This window comes from Micromonospora sp. CA-248089 (assembly GCF_050948515.1).
In the GTDB taxonomy this organism is placed as follows: Bacteria; Actinomycetota; Actinomycetes; order Mycobacteriales; family Micromonosporaceae; genus Micromonospora.
Genome location: NZ_CP192016.1, coordinates 5348724 through 5366640 on the forward strand (window position 1 = coordinate 5348724; position 17917 = coordinate 5366640).

Genomic DNA, 17917 nt, shown 5'->3' on the forward strand with positions numbered 1-17917 from the left:
GGAGAGCTCGCGTCAGCTAACGGCGAAGGCGAGCACCAGGCCGAACAGCGCCAGCGCCTCGACCAGGGCGAAGCCCAGCACCAGCCAGGTGCGGTTGTAGCCGGCCGACTCGGGCTGGCGAGCGCTCGACTGGATGTAGGCCGCGAAGACCAGAGCCACACCGATACCGGGGCCGATGGCGGCGAGGCCGTAGCCGATGGTGTTGACGTTGCCACCGATCTCGGCAAGAACGTTCATTGCGGGTATTCCTCCTAGTTCACACGTGAGGGCTCACGTGTACGCGGTCGGTACCAGATGCTTGGCCGGGCCGGGTGCCCGCCGAGCCGGATCTCAGTGCTCGTCGGCCAGCGACGTGCCGATGTAGTTGGCGCTCAGCGTGACGAAGACGTATGCCTGCAGCACCGCCACCAGCGCCTCGAAGAAGGCCATCACGATCGCCATCGCGAAGGAGAAGACCGAGGTCGCCTGGACGAAGACGCTGCTCGACCCGAGCATCACGAAGCCGCCGACGGTGAAGACCAGCAGGAGCAGGTGGCCGGCGAACATGTTGGCGAAGAGCCGCAGTGCCAGGGTGACCGGCCGGACGACGAAGTTCTGCAGGAACTCGATCGGAATCAGCAGGAAGTGCATCGGCCACGGCACGCCGGGCAGGATGAGGCTCTGCTTGAGGTACTTGCCGAGGCCGTGCTTGCGGACGCCGACGTAGTTGTACATGACGTACGAGATGGCGGCGAGCACGATCGGGAACGCGATGTGCGAGTTCGGCGAGATCTGCAGGCCGGGCACGATGCTGAAGATGTTCGTCAGCAGGATGAAGCTGAACAGCACGGTGAGGTAGGGCGCGAAGCGGATGCCCGCGTTGCCCATCTGCTCACGGGCGATGTTGTCCCGGACCAGCCCGTAGACCGCCTCGGCGGCCCACTGGCCCTTGCCCGGCACCAGCTTCGGCTTCCGGTACGCGGCCACGAAGAAGATGATCAGCAGCGCGACGGCGATCCAGATCATGATGCTGAACTTGGTGACCCAGGGGCCGGCCACGTTCGGCGGGTAGAAATCCCCGACGCTGGGGGGCCAGGGAAGGTCCTGGGCGACGACCAGCTGTCCGCTCACCGTGTCATCCTCCGCACTCAACAGACCCGCGTGTGCCGGAACTCAGGCACTGAGCCTCTTCATGATCAGGTAGATCGCCCCGGCCGCGCCGAGCATCATGCCGACGGCGACCCCGATGCCGGCTGGCAGACCGAAGAAGCGTTCCGCCAACCAGCCGAGGCCACCCCACACCAGAATGCCGGCGAGCAGGTAACCCACGACGGCGCCTGCCACACCCTCCGACGAGTGCTCGTCGGACTTGTGGGAGTGGGGGTCATCGGCCATGACGTGGCGAACAATATCAGCAGGGGCGCGCGGGGATGTGCGGCACCCCCCACACTGCGGGCAGCGTGCGGGCCGTACTGCGGGCGCGTCAACCTGGCGCCACGTTACTCCTGTCGCGCCCGTCAGGGCACCCGCCGTACCGGACACGATTCCGCAAAGTCACTCGATGTCGTCGCGACGCTCGAATGTGGGCAGCGGTGATCTCATCGCCCAGGTCAGGTGGGCGGCGGTCCACGCCACCACGGCCGCGATGATCGCCACGCCCATGTCCGGCAGACCGGGCCAGCCGGTGGCCGCCACGGCGGCCATCACCACGCCCAGGATCACGATCTTGGTGGCGTAGGTGACCAGCCCGACCGACATGATCATCCGTGGGTGGATGGCGTCCGCCCAGGCCACCGAGAGGCTGGAGATCAGGTAGCTGACGATCACCAGCGCCACCCCGGCCGCGAATCCAGCCGCCCCGGTCGGGCCGCGCAGCAGCGCCGCAGCCGGCACCCCTGCCACCGCGAGGGCCGCGCACGCCAGCAACGGTAGGCGCAGGTGGTTCAGCCGGGACCGGATCGCGCCGGGCTCACCCGCCCGTGGCGCCGTCATCGGGGGTACGCCGGGAAGGCGGCGACCAGCTCGGTGACCTCGCGGGCCACCTCGGCCAGCGCGTCGGCGCCACCGGGAGCGGCCGGATCGGTGCGTACCGCGCGCCCGATCAGCCCCGCGATCCGGCGCATCTCCCCCTCGCGCATGCCCTGGGTGGTCACGCTCGGCGTACCCACGCGGATGCCGGAGGCCACCATCGGGGGCTGCGGGTCGTACGGGATCGCGTTCTTGTTCAGCGTGATGCCGGCGGCGTCGCAGCGGGCCTCGGCCTCGGCGCCGGTCACGCCGGTCTCCCGCAGGTCGAGCAGGGCCAGGTGGGTGTCGGTGCCGCCGGAGACCGGCGGCAGCCCCTCCGCGGCCAGCCCGTCGGCGAGCGCGCGGGCGTTGGCGACCACCTGGGCGGCGTACGTGCGGAACTCCGGCTGCGCGGCCTCGCGCAGCGCGACCGCCTTGGCCGCGACGGCGTGCATCAGCGGGCCACCCTGGGTGAACGGGAAGACCGCCTTGTCGATCCGGGCCGCCAGCGGCTCCCGGCAGAGAATCATGCCGCCGCGCGGGCCGCGCAGCACCTTGTGGGTGGTCGCGGTGACCACGTCGGCGTACGGCACCGGGGACGGGATCGCGCCGCCGGCCACCAGGCCGATGAAGTGAGCGGCGTCCACCATCAGGTACGCGTCGACCTCGTCGGCGATCTCCCGGAAGCGGGCGAAGTCGATCAGGCGCGGGTACGCGGTCGCACCGCAGATGATCATCTTCGGCCGGTGCGCGCGGGCCAGGTCGCGTACCTCGTCGTAGTCGATCGTCCCGGTGTCCCGCCGGACGGTGTAGCCGACCGGGTGGAACCACTTGCCGGAGAAGTTCACCCGGCTGCCGTGGGTCAGGTGCCCGCCGTGCGGCAGGTCCATGGCCAGCACCGTGTCACCCGGCTGCACCAGGGCGGCGTACGCGGCCAGGTTGGCGCTCGCCCCGGAGTGCGGCTGGACGTTCGCGTGCTCGGCGCCGAACAGGTCCTTCGCCCGGGAGACGGCCAGCTCCTCGGCCCGGTCCACCTCGGCGCAGCCGCCGTAGTAGCGCCGGCCCGGGTAGCCCTCGGCGTACTTGTTGGTGAGCGTGGAACCCAGCGCGGCCAGCACCGCGGGCGAGGTCAGGTTCTCGCTGGCGATCAGCTGCAGGCCGCCGCGCAGCCGGTCCAGCTCACCCAGCACCACCTCGGCGATCTCCGGGTCGACGGCACTGAGCTGCTGGAAGTCCGGCCCCCAGAAGGTATCCCTCGCGTTCTCCACAGCGAAGGAGTCTACGGAGCCGCACACTGGAGGCCGTGAGATGCCTCGTCACCGGTGCGACCGGCTACATCGGCGGACGCCTCGCGCCCCGTCTGCTGGCCGAGGGGCACACCGTACGCTGCCTGGCCCGTACCGCCCGGCGGCTGCGGGACGTGCCGTGGGCGGCCGACGCGGAGGTCGTCGAGGGCGACCTGCGCCGGCCGGAGACGCTGCCGGCCGTGTTCGAGGGCATCGAGGTCGCGTACTACCTGGTCCACTCGCTGGGCCAGCGCGGGTTCGAGGCGGCCGACCGGGAGGCGGCGACGAACTTCGCCGAGGCGGCGCGCGCCGCGGGCGTACGCCGGATCGTGTATCTCGGCGGGCCGGAGCCGGCGGAGCGCGACGGCCTGCCCTCGGCGCACCTGCGCTCCCGGGCGGAGGTCGCGCGGATCCTGCTGGACAGCGGCGTGCCCACAGCGGTGCTGCGCGCCGCCGTGATCATCGGGTCCGGCTCGGCCTCGTTCGAGATGCTGCGCTACCTGACCGAGCGGCTCCCGGCGATGGTCACCCCGCGCTGGGTACGCAACCGGATCCAGCCGATCGCGGTCCGGGACGTGCTGCGCTACCTGGTCGGCTGCGCGCACCTCCCGGCCGACGTCAACCGGGCCTTCGACATCGGCGGCCCGGACGTGCTGACCTTCACCGAGATGATGCAGCGCTACGCCCGGGTGGCCGGGCTGCGGCCCCGGGTCATCCTGCCGGTCCGCCCGCTCACCCCGTCGCTCTCCTCGCACTGGGTCGGCCTGATCACGCCGGTGCCGAACGCGATCGCCCGGCCGCTGGTGGAGAGCCTGGTGCACGAGGCGGTGGCGCACGAGCACGACATCGCCCGGTACGTGCCGGACCCGCCGGACGGGCTGACCGGCTTCGACCAGGCGGTCGCGCTGGCGCTGTCGAAGGTGCGCGACGCGCAGGTGGAGACGCGCTGGTCGAACGCGAGCGGGCCGGACGCGCCCGCCGAGCCGCTGCCGTCGGACCCGCGCTGGTCCGGCGGCACCGCGTACACGGATCTTCGGGAGCGGGCGGTGGACGCGCCACCGGCGGCGCTGTGGCGGGTCATCGAGGGCGTCGGCGGCGAGAACGGCTGGTACTCGTTCCCGCTCGCCTGGTCGGTGCGCGGCTGGATGGACCGCCTGATCGGCGGCGTCGGGCTACGGCGGGGCCGGCGCGACCCGCACCGGCTGCAGGTCGGTGAGGCGCTGGACTTCTGGCGGGTCGAGGAGATCATCCCGGGTGAGCTGCTGCGGCTGCGCGCGGAGATGCGGCTGCCCGGGCGGGCCTGGCTGGAGATGCGCGCCGAGCCGGACGGCGACGGGCGCAGCAGATACGTCCAGCGTGCCGTGTTCCTCCCGCGCGGCCTGCCCGGCCACCTCTACTGGGCCTCGGTGGCCCCGTTCCACGCTGTCGTCTTCGGCGGCATGGCCCGCAACATCGCCCGGGGCGCCGAACACCCGGCCGGTTAGGCCGGAGAGCCGCTGGGCAGTGCGGGGCCGAGGAGCAGCCCGCCGTCGATGACGTACTCGGCGCCGGTGATGAAGGCCGCCTCCGGCGACACGAGGAACATCAGCAGCGCGGTGATGTCGGCGGGCTGCCCGAGTCGCGGGACGGCGAACGGCTCGGGCGAGTAGAAGTCGGCGATCGGGGCGTCGCTGCCGGCCGCCGGCTCGGTGATGAACGGAGTCTCGACCACGCCGGGGTGGATCGCGTTGACGCGGATGTTGTCGCGGCCCAGTTCGAGGGCGGCGGTCCGGGTGAGCCCTCGAACGGCCCACTTGCCGGCGACGTAGGGCGCGTAGAAGGCGGTACCACCCAAGCCCATGGTGGAGCCGATGTTGACGATCGTTCCTCCCCCCGCGCGCCGCAGCGCCGGGGCGGCCGCCTTGATGCCGAGGAACGTGCCGGTGAGGTTGACGTCGAGGATGCGAGCCCACGTGGCCCGGTCGGTGGACTCGATCAGGGCCGGCGGGTTCTGCACCCCGGCGTTGTTGACCAGGGTCGTGAGCGCACCGAATGCCGTCTCGGTCTCCGCGACGGCGGCGGCCCACGACTCCTCCCGGGAGACGTCCAGGCGGACGAATCGTGCCCGGGGTCCCAGTTCGGCGGCGAGGTCGGCGCCACGTTCGGCGTCGATGGCACCGATGACGACGTTGGCGCCTTCGGCGTGCAGGGCGCGGACGTGGCTGGCCCCCTGCCCACCGGTGCCGCCGGTGACGAGAACGGTCTGCTGGGCGAAGCGGGACATCGGATCCTCCGGAAGGGTGGGACGGGTGATGAGTCGATTGACTCACCATTCCGAAGTTACGCCGCCGCGAGTGGTGAGTCAACCCACTCACCTCGCTATGATTGCCGCATGACCCCAGCGCCGTCGGCCTATCACCAGCGCGTGGCGGAGGAGAAGCGCGCGCTGATCGTGCAGGCCGCCACCGAGCTCTTCCTGGAGTTGGGCTACGACCGGGCGTCACTGGCGCGTGTCGCCGCCGACGCCGGCGTGTCGAAGGCGACGCTGTTCAAGCAGTTCCCGACGAAGGCGGCACTGTTCGACGCCATCGTCATCAACTCGTGGGCCCGCCACGACGTCGCCGACGTGCCGCCCGCCGGTGACCTGACGGCCGGCTTGACGGTTCTCGGGCGGCACTACGCGACGCTGTTGAGCCGGCCGGAGATGACCGACCTGTTCCGCATCGTGATCGCCGAACTGCCCCGCTTTCCCGAACTGGCCAGAGCGCATTTCGCGCAGGGCAAACTGCCGTACTTCGAGTCCGTCCGGACCTACCTCGTGGCCGAGCACGAGGCGGGAGGCGCGGACATCGCCGACCCGGAGCTGGCCGCCACGCATTTCCTCGGGATGATCTCCAACTACCTGCTCTGGCCGCGCCTGGTCCTTCCGGACTGGACGGTCACCCCGGACCGCACGACAGCGGTCGTCGACGAAGCCGTCCGAACCATGGTCGCGCGGTACGGCAGGTCGACGAGCTGACGCTCAGTTGCCGGTGCGAGGGCTGGTGTGCTGGAAGGCCACCGCCTGGCCCGGGGGCACGAAGTCGCGTACCGGCTCGTCGCGCAGCGACCACGCCAGGATGCGGCCCACGGCGGCGATCTGCCGTTTCTGCACCCCGCCGCCGACCGCGTCCCGGGGGTCGTCAGGATTCGCCGCGATCGTCGCCACCGACAGCTGCGGGGTGAACGCGACGACCGTCTCGGTGGCGTTCCGCTCCGAGCTGCCGGTCTTGCCCGCCACCGGCCGGCGCAGACCCGGGGCCAGCTCCTCGGCGGTGCCGCCGTCGCAGCGCCGGTACATCGACTGGTCGCCGACCGGGCAGCGGCTGGCGTCCGCCGCCGCGCGGGCGACCTCGGTGTCGAGCACCTGCCGGCAGTCGGTGTTGCCGGCGGCCACCGTCCGGCCGGCCGGGTCGGTGATCGAGGTGACCGGCGTGGGCCGGCACCAGGTGCCCTCGGCGGCCACCGCGGCGTACGCGCCGGCCAGGTCCAGCGGCGTGGTGGCGGAGACCCCGAGCGTGAACGGTCCCCAGCTCCTGGCGCCCTCGCGCGCCATCCGGGCGTCCGCCGGGGCCCGGAACACGATGCCCAGCCGCTGCGCCATCTCGACCACCCGGTCCGCGCCGACGCGCTCGGTCAGCCATGCGAAGTACGTGTTCACCGACCGGCCGAACGCGTCCCACATGTCCCGGTCGCCGTCCATCCAGTAGGTGTTGGCGTTCTCCGGGCACCACCGGCCGCCGCAGCTCGCCGGACCGGCGCCGACCGGGTACTGCGTCACGTAGACGCGCGGCGCGTCGAACTCGGTGTCCAGTGGCAGCCCGGACTCCAGCGCGGCCAGCAGCGCGAACAGCTTGAACGTCGAGCCCGCCTGGTAGCCGGTGATGCCGCCACCGCCGGCCACCAGCTGGTTGACGGTGTTCGGGAAGTTCTGCTGCCCGGCCGGGTTGGCGGCCGTGCCGTAGGTGCGGTTCACCGCCATCGCCAGCACCCGGCCGGTGCCCGGCTGCACCACGGCCGTCGGCGCGGCCCGCGCGATCGTCTCCGGGTAGATCTCCCGCACCTGCTCGCTCGCCTTGGCCTGCACGTCCGGGTCGAGCGAGGACACGATCTTCCAGCCGCCCCGGCGCAGCGTCCGCTGCCGCTCGTCCACGTTCTCGCCGAACGCCGGCTGTGCGTTCCACCACTGGGTGAACCAGTCGCAGAAGAAGCCCCAGTCGTTGTGGTCGGCGGGCACCGCCGCGCAGTCGTTCGGCGTGGTGTTGGGCTTGAGGGCCAGCTCCGTCGCCTTCGCCGCCTCGGCATCGGCCGCGTTCACCCGGCCGGTCTCCACCATCCGGTCCAGCACGTACGCCCGCCGTTGCACCGCCGCGTCGGCGTCGCCGTTGATCGGGTCGTCGGCCGGGGACCGGACCAGCCCGGCCAGCAACGCGGCCTGGGCCAGCGTGAGCCGGTCCGGTGTGGTGGAGAAGTAGCGCTTGCTGGCGGCGGCGATGCCGTACGCCCCGGCGCCGAAGTACGCGATGTTCAGGTAGCGCCCGAGAATCTCGTCCTTGCCGACCTGCCGTTCCAGCGTCAGCGCGTACCGCATCTCGCGGATCTTGCGCCCGACGGTGATCTCGGTGGCGGCGGCGCGCTGCTCCTCGGTCAGCCGGGGGTCACCGGCGAGCGCGTTGCGCACGTACTGCATGGTCAGCGTGGAGGCGCCCTGGCGGGTGCCCTCCCGGCGGTTGGCGGTGAACGCCCGCGCCACGCCGCGCACGTCGACGCCGTGGTGCTCGTAGAAGCGCACGTCCTCGGCGGCCACGATGGCGTCGCGCATCACCGGCGCCACCTCGGCGACCGGCACGTCCACCCGGTCCTCGACGTAGAACGAGGTGATCAGCGTCCGCCCGTCGTTGGCGTACAGGTTGGAGCGCTGCGCCGGCTGCGGCGTCTTGAGCGCCTCCGGCAACGCGGTGTACGGCATCAGGTTCTTCACGCCCAGCCCGAAGACCAGCGCGGCCGGCAGCGCGGCGGCGGCCAGGGCCAGTCCGGCGAGCACGCCGGCGAGCACAACGGTGAACAGCTTGTCGAGATAGGCCCGGTTCATCAGCTCTCCCCGCAGGAGCCGGCCGTACGGACCCGTTCAGAATGACCGGATTGGCCGCTTTCGCCGCCATCTTCCGCGAAATGCGCAGGAAGTTCGCGAGGAAGGATGAACCGCGATCAGGGGAGCAGGACGGCAGCCAGCGGCTGCACCGTCTCCTCGATCTCGTCGGCGACCCGGCTGAAGCACTGGTCGCCCCGCCCCCACGGGTCGTCCAGATCGTCCGTGGGCAGCGCGGAGGCGTTCTGCCGGGCCGCGTCGGCGGCCGCCACCAGGGCGACGCCGCGCGCGTACACGGCGTCCGGCGTCGGCTCCGCCGGCGGCAGGGCGGACCGGTCCAGCCCGCCGAGCAGGCGGCCGAACTCACCCAGCACGAACGTGCGCGCGGCGGCGTCCGGCCGCAGCGCCACCACGTACTCCTGCTGGTCGGCGGTCGCGGTGAGCACCAGGTCGGCGGCGTCGATCAGGTCGGAGCGCAGCCGGCGGGCGGCGAACCCCTCGGTGTCACCGCCGCGCGAGATCACCTGCCGGGCGGCGGGCGGGTTCATCTCCTCCCCCGCGTGCCAGCCGCCGGTGCCGGCGCTGTGGCTGTGCACGAGCGCGTCCGACCCGGCCGGGTCGACGTCGAGGCGGGCCAGCCGCTCCCGGACCGCGAGCAGCAGCAGCCGCTCGGCCATCGGCGACCGGCAGATGTTGCCCATGCAGACGTGCAGAACGGTGAAGGGCGGCACTCAGACCCCCCGCTCGTCGAGGATGTCCGGCACGACCTCGCGCAGCTTCGCCAGCGTCACCGCGCCCTCGCGCAGCACCCGCGGCACCTCGCCGGTCAGGTCGACGATGGTGCTCGGCACCGGGTCCACCGCCGGCCCGGCCTCCAGGTAGGCCCGGACGCCGTAGCCGAGCTGGTCGCGCGCCTCCTCGGCGGTGAGCGCGGCGGGCTGACCGACCTTGTTGGCCGAGGCGACGGCCATCGGGCCGGTCTCCCGCAGCACCTCCAGCGCGACCGGGTGCAGCGGCATCCGCACCGCCACCGTGCCGCTGCTGTCGCCCAGGTCCCACGCCAGGCTCGGCGAGTGCTCCACCACGATGGTCAGCGCACCGGGCCAGAACGCCTCGACCAGGTCGCGAGCCGCGCCGGGCAGCGAGAAGACCAGGCCGTCGAGCGTATGCCGGGAACCGATGAGCACCGGCGGCGCCTGCCGGGCGCCACCCTTGGTGTCCGCCAGGGCCTTCACCGCGTACGGGGTGAAGGCGTCCGCCCCGATGCCGTAGACCGTGTCGGTCGGCAGGACGACGAGTTCCCCGTTCTTGACCGCCTCGATGGCAGCGGCGATGCCGCGGTCCCGGTCGGCGGGCGACCGACAGTCGTAGAGCATCACGAGGAGTCAGTCTGCCACGCCGGGGCCGGGTCGGCGTGGGTGCCGTCCGCCCGCCGGGACGCGCTCGCCCAGCGGGGCCGCCCGGCGAGGTCCCGGTGCTCCTCGACCCGGTCGTAGCGGCCGTCGCCGCGCAGCAGCCCGGGCACCGCCGCCGCATGGGTGTCGTCGTGCTCGATGCCGATCGCACCACCCGGGCGCAGCAGCACGGCGGCCCGGCCGATCACCGGCCGGATCACGTCGAGTCCGTCCGCGCCGCCGAACACCGCCTCATCCGGGTCGTGCCCGGCCACCTCCGGCGGCACCGTCACCGACCTCGGCACGTACGGCGGGTTGCACAGCAGCACGTCGACCCGCCCGGCCAGGTCGGCCAGCAGCTCCGGATCGGTCACGTCGGCGGCCACCACCTCGACCGGCCGGTCCCCGGCGTCGGCCCGGCCGGCCGCGTTGCGCCGCAGCCACGCCAGCGCCGCCGGGGACCGCTCCACCGCGACCACCCGGGCCGCGGGCACCTCCTGCGCCACCGCCAGGGCGATCGCGCCCGACCCGCTGCACAGGTCGACCACGAGCGGCGCGGCGTGCTCCCTCGCCCGCTCGATCCCCCAGCCGGCCAGCAGCTCCGTCTCCGGCCGGGGCACGAACACGCCCGGCCCGACGGCCAGCTCCAGGTGCCGGAATCCGGCCGAGCCGATCAGGTGCTGCAACGGCTCCCGGGTCACCCGCCGGCCGACGAGCGCGTCCAGGCGGTCACGCTGCGCCGGGGTGAAGCCGTCGGCGAGCGCCAGGCGGCCCCGCGGCACCTGGAGGACGTACGCGGCGAGTTGCTCGGCCTCGGCGCGGGGCGCCTCGACGCCCGCCGCCGCGAGCGAGCGCGCCACCCGGTTGATCACCAGCGAGGGGCGTTCGCGTTCTGTCCCTTCGGACGGGTGTTGCGGGAGTGCGGTCACGCAATAATCATGAGGCGTCGCGGCTCACCTCACGAGCGGGTGCGTCCGGGCGCACACCGCAGGGAGGTCGCGAGTGGGCTGGCTCGACCAGGTCGAGGACCAGGTTGACGCTCTCCGCCGCGCTCGGTCCCTCCAGGAGGCCAGCCGGTCCGCCGAGGCGTGCGCCCTGCTCGACCGCGTCATCCGCACCACAGACGACCCGTACGCCCGCGCCGATGCGCTCGTGCAGCGCCTGTCCGCGCTGATCAACCTCGGCCGGACCGCCGAGTTCACCAGGGCCGTCGAGGACGCCTCCGCCGCCGTCCGCGACCTGGCCGAGCCCTACCTGCACGGGCACCTCAACGCGCTGGCCGCGCTCGCCGCCCACCACCAGGGCGCGCTGGACCGCTGCGTGATGCACCTGGTCCGGGCCGCCCGCGCGCTCGGCGCCGACGACGACCCCGACCGGGACACCGCCTGGGGCTGGCACGACCTGGCGATGGCGTACTCGTACCTGAGCTTCCACGGTCACGCGCTGGGCGCGATCGAGCGCGCCCGCGAGGTCGGGCTCAGCGTCGGCATCCCCGAGGAGACGTTCGCCGCGCCCGGCATCCGGCTGCGCAACGCGGTGGCGCTCGACCACAACGGCGACAGCGACGGCTGCCTGCGGGTGCTGCGCGACGTCGCCGGTGACCTGGCCCGGTTCCTGCGCGGCGGGCGCGCCGGCAACCTGCGCCCGAGCAGCCTGGCCGCGTACGGCTACGCCGCCGCCCGCCGGGCCGCGCTGGGCGACCGGGTGGAGTCCGCCGGAGACGCCGACCCGAACCGGCTGCTCGGCCACGGCGGTGACAGCGCCCGCGCCCGCGACCTGCGCCAGCTCGGCCAGGTCTGCCTGGCGGTGGCCGCCGGGCGCCCGATCGAGGCGGTCACCCGGCTGGACTCGCTGCGCGTCTCCGACGAGACGCTCGGCGCCGCCGAGCCGCCCCGGCTGCGCAGCGTCGCGCTGGCCCGGGCCGGTGACCACGCGGGCGCGCACCGGGCCGACCGGCACGCGTTCCGGCTGGCGGCACGGCGCAGCGACCGGCTGCGGGACGTCTACATCGACGGCATCGCCGCCCGGATCGACCACGAGGAGATGCGCCGTGAGGCCGCCCGGTACGAGGGCGAGGCACTCACCGACCCGCTCACCGGCCTGCCGAACCGGCGCCGGCTGGAGCGCTACCTGGGCGCCGTGGTGTCCCGGGGCGAACGGGTCGTGATCGGCGTCTGCGACCTCGACGGGTTTAAGGCGGTGAACACCCGCCACGGCCACCACTCCGGCGACCTGGTGCTGCAACGGGTGGCCGGCGTGATCAACCGGGTGATGCGACGAGGTGACTTCGTGGCCCGCTACGGCGGCGACGAGTTCGTCGTGGTGCTGCCCGACACCGGCATGCCGGAGGCGGTCGAGGTGGCCCGCCGGATCGAGGCGGCCGTCCGCACCGAGGACTGGGAGTCCCTGGTCCCCGGCACGCCGGTCGGGGTGACGATCGGCTTCGCCGAGGTCGACGGCAGCACCACGGTGAGCGTCCGGGAGGCGCTCGGCACCGCGTTCGAGCTGGCCGACCGGGAGATGCTGCGGGCCAAGGCGCGGTTGCGGGCGAGCTGAGCGGTAAGGAAGGGCCCCCTGTTAACGCCTCCGGTAGAGGAAGGGCCCCCTGTTAACACCCCAGCGGTCAGCGGCGGGACAGCTCCGTCTCGCCGGCCAGCCGGGCCGCACGGTCCGCCTCGGTCAGCGCGTCGAGCACCCCGTCCAGCTCGCCGGCCAGCGCCAGGTCCAGGTTGTACGCGGTGTAGCCGATGCGGTGGTCGGTGATCCGGTTCTGCGGGAAGTTGTAGGTGCGGATCCGCTCGGACCGGTCCACGGTGCGGACCTGCGCCTTGCGGGCGTCCGAGGCCGCCGCGTCCGCCTGCTCCTGGGCGGCGGCGAGCAGCCGGGCGCGCAGGATGCGCATGGCCTGCTCCCGGTTCTGCAGCTGCGACTTCTCGTTCTGGCAGGAGACCACGATGCCGGTCGGTACGTGGGTGATCCGGACCGCCGAGTCGGTGGTGTTCACCGACTGCCCACCGGGGCCGGACGAGCGGAACACGTCGATACGCAGCTCGTTCGGGTCGATGGTGACGTCGACGTCCTCCGCCTCGGGCAGCACCAGCACACCGGCGGCGCTGGTGTGGATGCGGCCCTGCGACTCGGTGACCGGGACGCGCTGCACCCGGTGCACGCCGCCCTCCCACTTGAGCCGGGACCAGACGCCGTTGCCGCCCTCCGGTACGCCCTTGCTCTTGATCGCCAGCGAGACGTCCTTGACGCCGCCCAGGTCGGAGTCCTGCGCGTCGATCACCTCGGTGGCCCAGCCGTGCCGCTCGGCGTACCTGGTGTACATCCGCAGCAGGTCACCGGCGAACAGTGCGGACTCCTCGCCGCCCTCGCCGGCCTTGATCTCGACGATCACGTCCTTGGCGTCGTGCGGATCGCGCGGGATGAGCAGTTCCGCGAGCCGCTCCTCCAGCGCCGGCAGCGAGGCCGCGATGGCGTCCGCCTCGGCGCCGAACGTCGGGTCCTCGGCAGCCAGCTCACGGGCCGCGGCCAGGTCGGCGCGGGCCTGCTCCAGCTCACCGGCGGCCTTGTGCAGCGGGACCAGCTCGGCGTACCGACGGCCGACCCGCCGGGCGGTGCCCTGGTCGGCGTGGATGGCCGGGTCGGCCAGCCGCCGCTCCAGCTCGGCGTACTCGTCGAGGAGGGCGGCCAGGCGCTCACTGCTCATGCTGCGGATGCTCCTTGGGAATGGAACCGGCACAAACGGACGAACGCCCGTGTCCGGCAGGAGCCGGACACGGGCGTCGTCGACGGAGCTACTTGGCCTTCTTGGCCTGAACCTTGGCGTACTTCTGCTGGAACTTCGCGACCCGGCCGGCGGTGTCCAGCACGCGCTGCTTACCGGTGTAGAACGGGTGGCAGGCGCTGCAGGTCTCGACGCTGATGGCGCCGCCCTTGGCGGTGCTGCGGGTCGTGAAGGTGTTGCCGCAGGAGCAGCGGACCTCGGTGGTCACGTACTCCGGGTGGATGTTGGGCTTCATGTCGCCTCGGTCCTTTCGTCGGTGGTCGCCGGGTCGCCGTCGGTGCGCCCCGTCGTCACGACGGGCTCGGGCGTGAACCGGAACCGGTGGCCGATTGACCAGTCTGCCACGGGCGTCTTCCACCCGGCACAGGAGGTCCGCCACCCCCAACGCCGGCCCACCCCTCCGCATTCCCACAGCCACCCCACCCACTCCTCCCGCCCACCCCCGCCTTCGGCCCTCGCTCCCGGCCCCAGCCCCGCCGGGCCCTGGCCCTGGGGCTGGCCCTGGCGCTGGGCTGGCCCTGGCGCTGGGGCTGGAGGCTAGAGCTGGCTCGGCTCACGCTCGGCTCGGCCGGCCTCCGGCCCGGGCCGTGGCCGCGGCTCCGGCTCCGGCTCCGGCTCCGGCTCCGGCTCCGGCTCCGGCTCCGGCGATCATGAGGTTGGCGGCACTTTCTGCCCGCTTTGTCCCGGGCTAACTTCATGGTCAATCAGACTGGGCGTAGGGCGCGCGCAGATTCGTGGGCGAGTGGAACGCAGTGGGTGCCATCGGGCCGTTTTGACACCCATGGCGCTCCACTCGGGCGGGGAGCCGGGCTGAGGCGGACGGGCCTGCTGACGCGAACGAGCCAGCTGAGGTGGGCCGGGGCTCCTCCCCCAGGATGAGGAGCCCCGGTCCCGGATCAGGCCGCCGGAGCGAGGACCGCCGCGGCCGTGGTCACCGTCGCCTCGGCCTTGACGCCGTTCACGGTCACCGTGAGCAGGATCTGCGCGCCGGGGCGCAACGCGGTGAGCTTGCCCGTGGCCGGGTCGAACCAGGCGGCGTGCCACGGACGTACCCCCGTGGCGCCCCCGACGTGCAGGTTTGGCGAACCGGCCCAGTCGGCGCTGACCGGCACGGCCACCGGCACCTGCCGGCCGCCGGGCTGCGTGAGGGTGGCCGTGACGTCCACCGGCGCTCCCCGGCGCACCTGCGCGGGCGCGGCCAGCGCGAGCCGGTCGGTGTGCGCGTGCATCTCCGCGCTCACCCACGTCGGCCCTTCGGCCAGCGGGTCGCGGCGGGCCCGCTCGGCCTCCCCCGGCGTCACCGGGTCCACCCCGAACTCGGTCCAGCCGGTGAACCCGCCGAGCGCCGCCGGGGTGGACGGGCCCTTGCCCGAGTTGCCGTTGATCACGTACGGCACGCCGTCCACCCGGTCGGCGTGGAACGTGCCGACGTGGCCGTTCACCATCAGGGCGCCCTTGCCGGTGCGGTGCTGGAAGTCGGCCAGCCACTGCTCGACCAGTGCCGCCTCCTTGCGATCGCCGAGCTGGCTGGCCTTGGCCGGGCTCGGGTCGCGCGGCGGGTGGTGGAAGAACACCGCCACCGAGCCGACCGAGCGGTCGGCGGCCGCCTGGTCGAGCGTCCGGCGCAGCAGCTCCACCTGGTCGAACCCGCCGCCGCGCAACGACCCGGTGGCGGTGCTGAGCGTGAGGAACCGGGTGCCCCGGTGGTCGAAGACGCGCGAGGTGTCCCCGAAGACGCTCCGGAAGTTGTCGATCGGGGCGCCCATGATCTCGTGGTTACCCGGCACGTAGTGGTACGGCACCTCGCCGCCCAGTTCCTCGTCCAGGAGGCGCTTGGCCAGCGCGAAGTCCGCCGGGTAGGCGGTGTCCACGAAGTCGCCGTTGATGATCAGGAAGTCCGGCCGGGCGGCGCGGACCTCGCGCAGCGTACGGCGGGCCTGGGCGACCAGGTCGCTGTCCGGGTCGGCGGCGACGAACTGGGCGTCGGAGAGCACCGCGAAGCGCCACGGCGCGCCGTCCACAGTGCCGTCGCGCAGCACCACCCGGTCGGTGCGGTTCGGCTCCGGCGGCGCCTGCACGTCCGGCGGTACCCGGGCCACCAGGTCGTCGATCACCACCTCGCTGCGGTACTGCTTCGCCGGGTCGGTCTCGGCCACGTAGAACCGGCGCACCCGCACCGGGTACTGCACCCCCGGCGGTACGGCGAACTCGACGTACTTCCAGCCGGTCCAGTCCAGGTACGGGCCGCGCAGCACGAACTGAGTGTCCTGCGCGTCGTGCAGGTGCAGGCTGGGCCACTCGCCGGTGCCGTTCGCCTTGATCCACATGCCGAACGCCTGCGGCTGGCCCGGTACGTCGATCCAGGCGGGCGGGTCGGCGTACGCGGCCCGGGTGCCGGTGGACTGGCTGAAGTCGTACGACATCCGCAGCCCGCCGCCGGTGTGCCCCTCGGCCGGTGCGACCGCCCCGGCGGCGCGGGCCTGGCTGAACTTCCAGGACGCGGCGTCGTCGAACCCGGCCACCGGCACGTCGGTGAGCCCGACGGTCACCGGCAGGACCGTGCTCCGGTTGCCGACCCGCGCGGTGATCAGCGCCGAGCCGGTCGCGGCGAGCGCCGTGACGGCCAGGTTGCCGTCGGCGGTGGGGGTGACCGAGAGCAGGTCGCTGTCGTACTCCAGCGTCAGGTCGGCCGGCTCGATCGGCGCGGTGTTGCCCTCGGCGTCGTAGCCGACGACGCCGAACAGGCCGCTGGCACCGGCCCGGTCCAGGCCGACCCGGTCGACGGTGCCGTCGATGCGCTGCAGCGGGCCGAGCACCGTCAGCTCGATCGTGCCCCGGGCCCGGCCGCGCGCGGCGGTGACGGTGCTGCGACCGGGGACGGCGGCCCGGAACACGCCGTCGCCGTCCACCCGGCCGTGGGTGGCGTGCCAGCGCGGATCGCCCGCGGCCGGGCCGTACGTCTCGTCGTATCCGGCGGCGGTGAGCCGGCGGGTGAGGCCCGGGAAGACCCGGTCCGGCCGGCCGCCGCGTACCGGCGCGACACCGGGTGCGGCGGTCGGGTCGCTGGCGGTCTCGAGCCAGTAGCCGGTGAGCCGGCCGCTGCCCTTCGGGGCGTAGACGGCCAGCCCGTTCGGCACCGGCCGCTCGCTGCCGTCGGACGGGCTGTTCTCCACCTGGACCGTGGCCGCGCCCGGCTCCCGGGCGAGCAGCGTGGAGGAGCCGCCGCCGTCGAGGTTGAGCGCGTTCGCGGCGCCCAGCTCGGCCATCATGCGGCCCATCTCGGTCTGGGTGACGCCCCGGCTGTCCACCTGCCGCCCGTCCACCGTCAGCATGATCATCTTCCGGCCGTCGGCGGAGAAGCCGACGGCGGTACGCGGGGCCAGCGACGCGTCGGCGATGCTCTGCACCACGCCGTCGCGGACCAGCACGTTGCCGCCGCCCACGGCGGCACGCAGGTCGCCTCCGTCGGAGGCCCGTGGCCGCCAGGTCAGGTCCACCGCGTCGCCGGGACGCAGCGCGGCGAGCGCGTCGGCGCCGGTCTCGCGGCCGAGCAGCACGGTGCTGCCGGCCGGGATCGGCCCCTCGCCCGCCGTGGTGGCGACGCTCGCCACCCGGCCGCCGGTCACCGTCACCTCGACCGTCCGGGCCGCGCCCTCCACCGCCCGCGTGCGGGTGTACGACCCCCAGAGCGGCGTGAACACGCCCATGCCGTCGCGCTGCACCAGGTTGTTGAACTGGGTGAGCGGCACCGGCCCGGCGGGCAGCGTCGCGGTGCCCTCGAAGCCGACCTCGACGACCCGCCCGATGCCCTGGGCGCTGATGCCGACCGCGTTGGGGTGCCCGGCGACGGGCGACTGCACCAGTTCGCCGGAGCGGATGCCGACGCCCTGGGCGGCACCGGAGTTGTTGATGTCGAAGAAGTCGCCGTTCACCGCCGCGACGGCACGGGAGCGGTCCACCGCGGCGCGCAGCGGCTCGTCCTTGGTGACCTCACCGGAGTTCACGTAGTCGACAGTGAGCCCGCCGGCCAGGTCGGCGGTGAGGGCGTCGGCGCGCAGCCAGCCGGCCGCGTCGTACCTGTCGAAGGAGGTCAGGTCGAGGCCGGGCGCGACCGGCCGGGTGGTCTTGGCGGTCTCCAGGCCGCCGGCCGGTTCCACACCGGCCAGCGCGACGGCCGAGTCGGGACGGGACGAGGCGCGTGGCGCGTCCTCGGCGGCGGTGGCGCCCGGCGGCGCGACGGCCGGTGGCGCGGCAGTGGCGGCGGACGGCGCCGGCGCGGTGAGTGTCAGCAACGGCGTCAGCAGCAGGACGCCGGCGAGGCGGGCGGGTCGACTGCGGGTTCGCATGGACGACA

Annotated in this window: 16 protein-coding genes; 3 read left to right on the forward strand and 13 right to left on the reverse strand. The window is 73.4% G+C overall.

What is annotated here, in order from left to right:
• Positions 1–12 precede the first annotated feature (12 nt).
• The 5 genes from atpE to glyA all read right to left on the reverse strand — a co-directional run bounded on the left by atpE (position 13) and on the right by glyA (position 3254).
• Positions 13–237, reverse strand: a complete 225-nt coding sequence (gene atpE, locus ACQP26_RS25035) for an ATP synthase F0 subunit C (protein WP_018789141.1) — start codon at positions 235–237, stop codon at positions 13–15.
• Between the two features lie 93 nt (positions 238–330).
• Positions 331–1110, reverse strand: coding sequence for a F0F1 ATP synthase subunit A (atpB, locus tag ACQP26_RS25040; protein ID WP_030504732.1), 780 nt, complete (start codon positions 1108–1110; stop codon positions 331–333).
• A gap of 42 nt (positions 1111–1152) precedes the next feature.
• Positions 1153–1374 (reverse strand): hypothetical protein, encoded by a 222-nt coding sequence (locus ACQP26_RS25045; protein ID WP_269704359.1) that lies wholly within the window; start codon positions 1372–1374, stop codon positions 1153–1155.
• A 159-nt stretch (positions 1375–1533) separates the two neighbouring features.
• Positions 1534–1971, reverse strand: coding sequence for a hypothetical protein (locus ACQP26_RS25050; RefSeq protein WP_433494158.1), 438 nt, complete (start codon positions 1969–1971; stop codon positions 1534–1536).
• A complete protein-coding gene (gene glyA / locus ACQP26_RS25055; protein ID WP_269704357.1) occupies positions 1968–3254 on the reverse strand; it encodes a serine hydroxymethyltransferase in 1287 nt (428 codons plus the stop codon). The genes ACQP26_RS25050 and glyA overlap by 4 nt, the downstream gene beginning before the upstream one ends.
• Positions 3255–3289: 35 nt before the next feature.
• On the opposite strand from glyA, the gene ACQP26_RS25060 reads away from it, so the two are divergent.
• On the forward strand, positions 3290–4756 hold the full coding sequence (locus tag ACQP26_RS25060) for an SDR family oxidoreductase (RefSeq protein ID WP_433494159.1): 1467 nt from the start codon (positions 3290–3292) through the stop codon (positions 4754–4756).
• Here ACQP26_RS25060 and ACQP26_RS25065 read toward each other — a convergent pair.
• Complete coding sequence (locus ACQP26_RS25065) at positions 4753–5535, reverse strand: SDR family NAD(P)-dependent oxidoreductase (RefSeq protein WP_269704355.1); 783 nt, start codon at positions 5533–5535, stop codon at positions 4753–4755. The two genes, ACQP26_RS25060 and ACQP26_RS25065, sit on opposite strands and share 4 nt — an antisense overlap.
• 108 nt (positions 5536–5643) lie before the next feature.
• On the opposite strand from ACQP26_RS25065, the gene ACQP26_RS25070 reads away from it, so the two are divergent.
• Positions 5644–6270, forward strand: coding sequence for a TetR/AcrR family transcriptional regulator (locus ACQP26_RS25070; protein WP_269704353.1), 627 nt, complete (start codon positions 5644–5646; stop codon positions 6268–6270).
• A 3-nt stretch (positions 6271–6273) separates the two neighbouring features.
• Here ACQP26_RS25070 and ACQP26_RS25075 read toward each other — a convergent pair whose 3' ends face one another.
• The 4 genes from ACQP26_RS25075 to prmC form a co-directional block, all read right to left on the reverse strand.
• Entirely contained in the window at positions 6274–8382 is a 2109-nt protein-coding gene (locus tag ACQP26_RS25075) for a transglycosylase domain-containing protein (protein ID WP_433494160.1), read from the reverse strand.
• A gap of 116 nt (positions 8383–8498) precedes the next feature.
• Positions 8499–9110: a phosphotyrosine protein phosphatase gene (locus tag ACQP26_RS25080; protein ID WP_269704351.1), complete on the reverse strand. Its 612-nt coding sequence runs from the start codon at positions 9108–9110 to the stop codon at positions 8499–8501.
• Positions 9111–9755 carry an L-threonylcarbamoyladenylate synthase gene (locus ACQP26_RS25085; protein ID WP_116511660.1) on the reverse strand — a complete coding sequence of 215 codons (645 nt, stop codon included), beginning with the start codon at positions 9753–9755 and terminating at the stop codon, positions 9111–9113.
• Positions 9755–10645 carry a peptide chain release factor N(5)-glutamine methyltransferase gene (gene prmC / locus ACQP26_RS25090; RefSeq protein ID WP_433496195.1) on the reverse strand — a complete coding sequence of 297 codons (891 nt, stop codon included), beginning with the start codon at positions 10643–10645 and terminating at the stop codon, positions 9755–9757. The genes ACQP26_RS25085 and prmC overlap by 1 nt, the downstream gene beginning before the upstream one ends.
• A 130-nt stretch (positions 10646–10775) precedes the next feature.
• Here prmC and ACQP26_RS25095 point away from each other — a divergent pair, with 130 nt between their 5' ends.
• Positions 10776–12329 (forward strand): GGDEF domain-containing protein, encoded by a 1554-nt coding sequence (locus tag ACQP26_RS25095; RefSeq protein ID WP_269704349.1) that lies wholly within the window; start codon positions 10776–10778, stop codon positions 12327–12329.
• Between the two features lie 67 nt (positions 12330–12396).
• On the opposite strand, the gene prfA is transcribed toward ACQP26_RS25095, so the two are convergent.
• The 3 genes from prfA to ACQP26_RS25110 form a co-directional block, all read right to left on the reverse strand.
• Positions 12397–13485 carry a peptide chain release factor 1 gene (gene prfA, locus ACQP26_RS25100; RefSeq protein WP_194800575.1) on the reverse strand — a complete coding sequence of 363 codons (1089 nt, stop codon included), beginning with the start codon at positions 13483–13485 and terminating at the stop codon, positions 12397–12399.
• 88 nt (positions 13486–13573) lie between these two features.
• Complete coding sequence (gene rpmE, locus ACQP26_RS25105) at positions 13574–13798, reverse strand: 50S ribosomal protein L31 (protein WP_013288272.1); 225 nt, start codon at positions 13796–13798, stop codon at positions 13574–13576.
• A 661-nt stretch (positions 13799–14459) separates the two neighbouring features.
• Positions 14460–17909 (reverse strand): phosphodiester glycosidase family protein, encoded by a 3450-nt coding sequence (locus ACQP26_RS25110; protein ID WP_433494161.1) that lies wholly within the window; start codon positions 17907–17909, stop codon positions 14460–14462.
• Between the last annotated feature and the right edge of the window lie 8 nt (positions 17910–17917).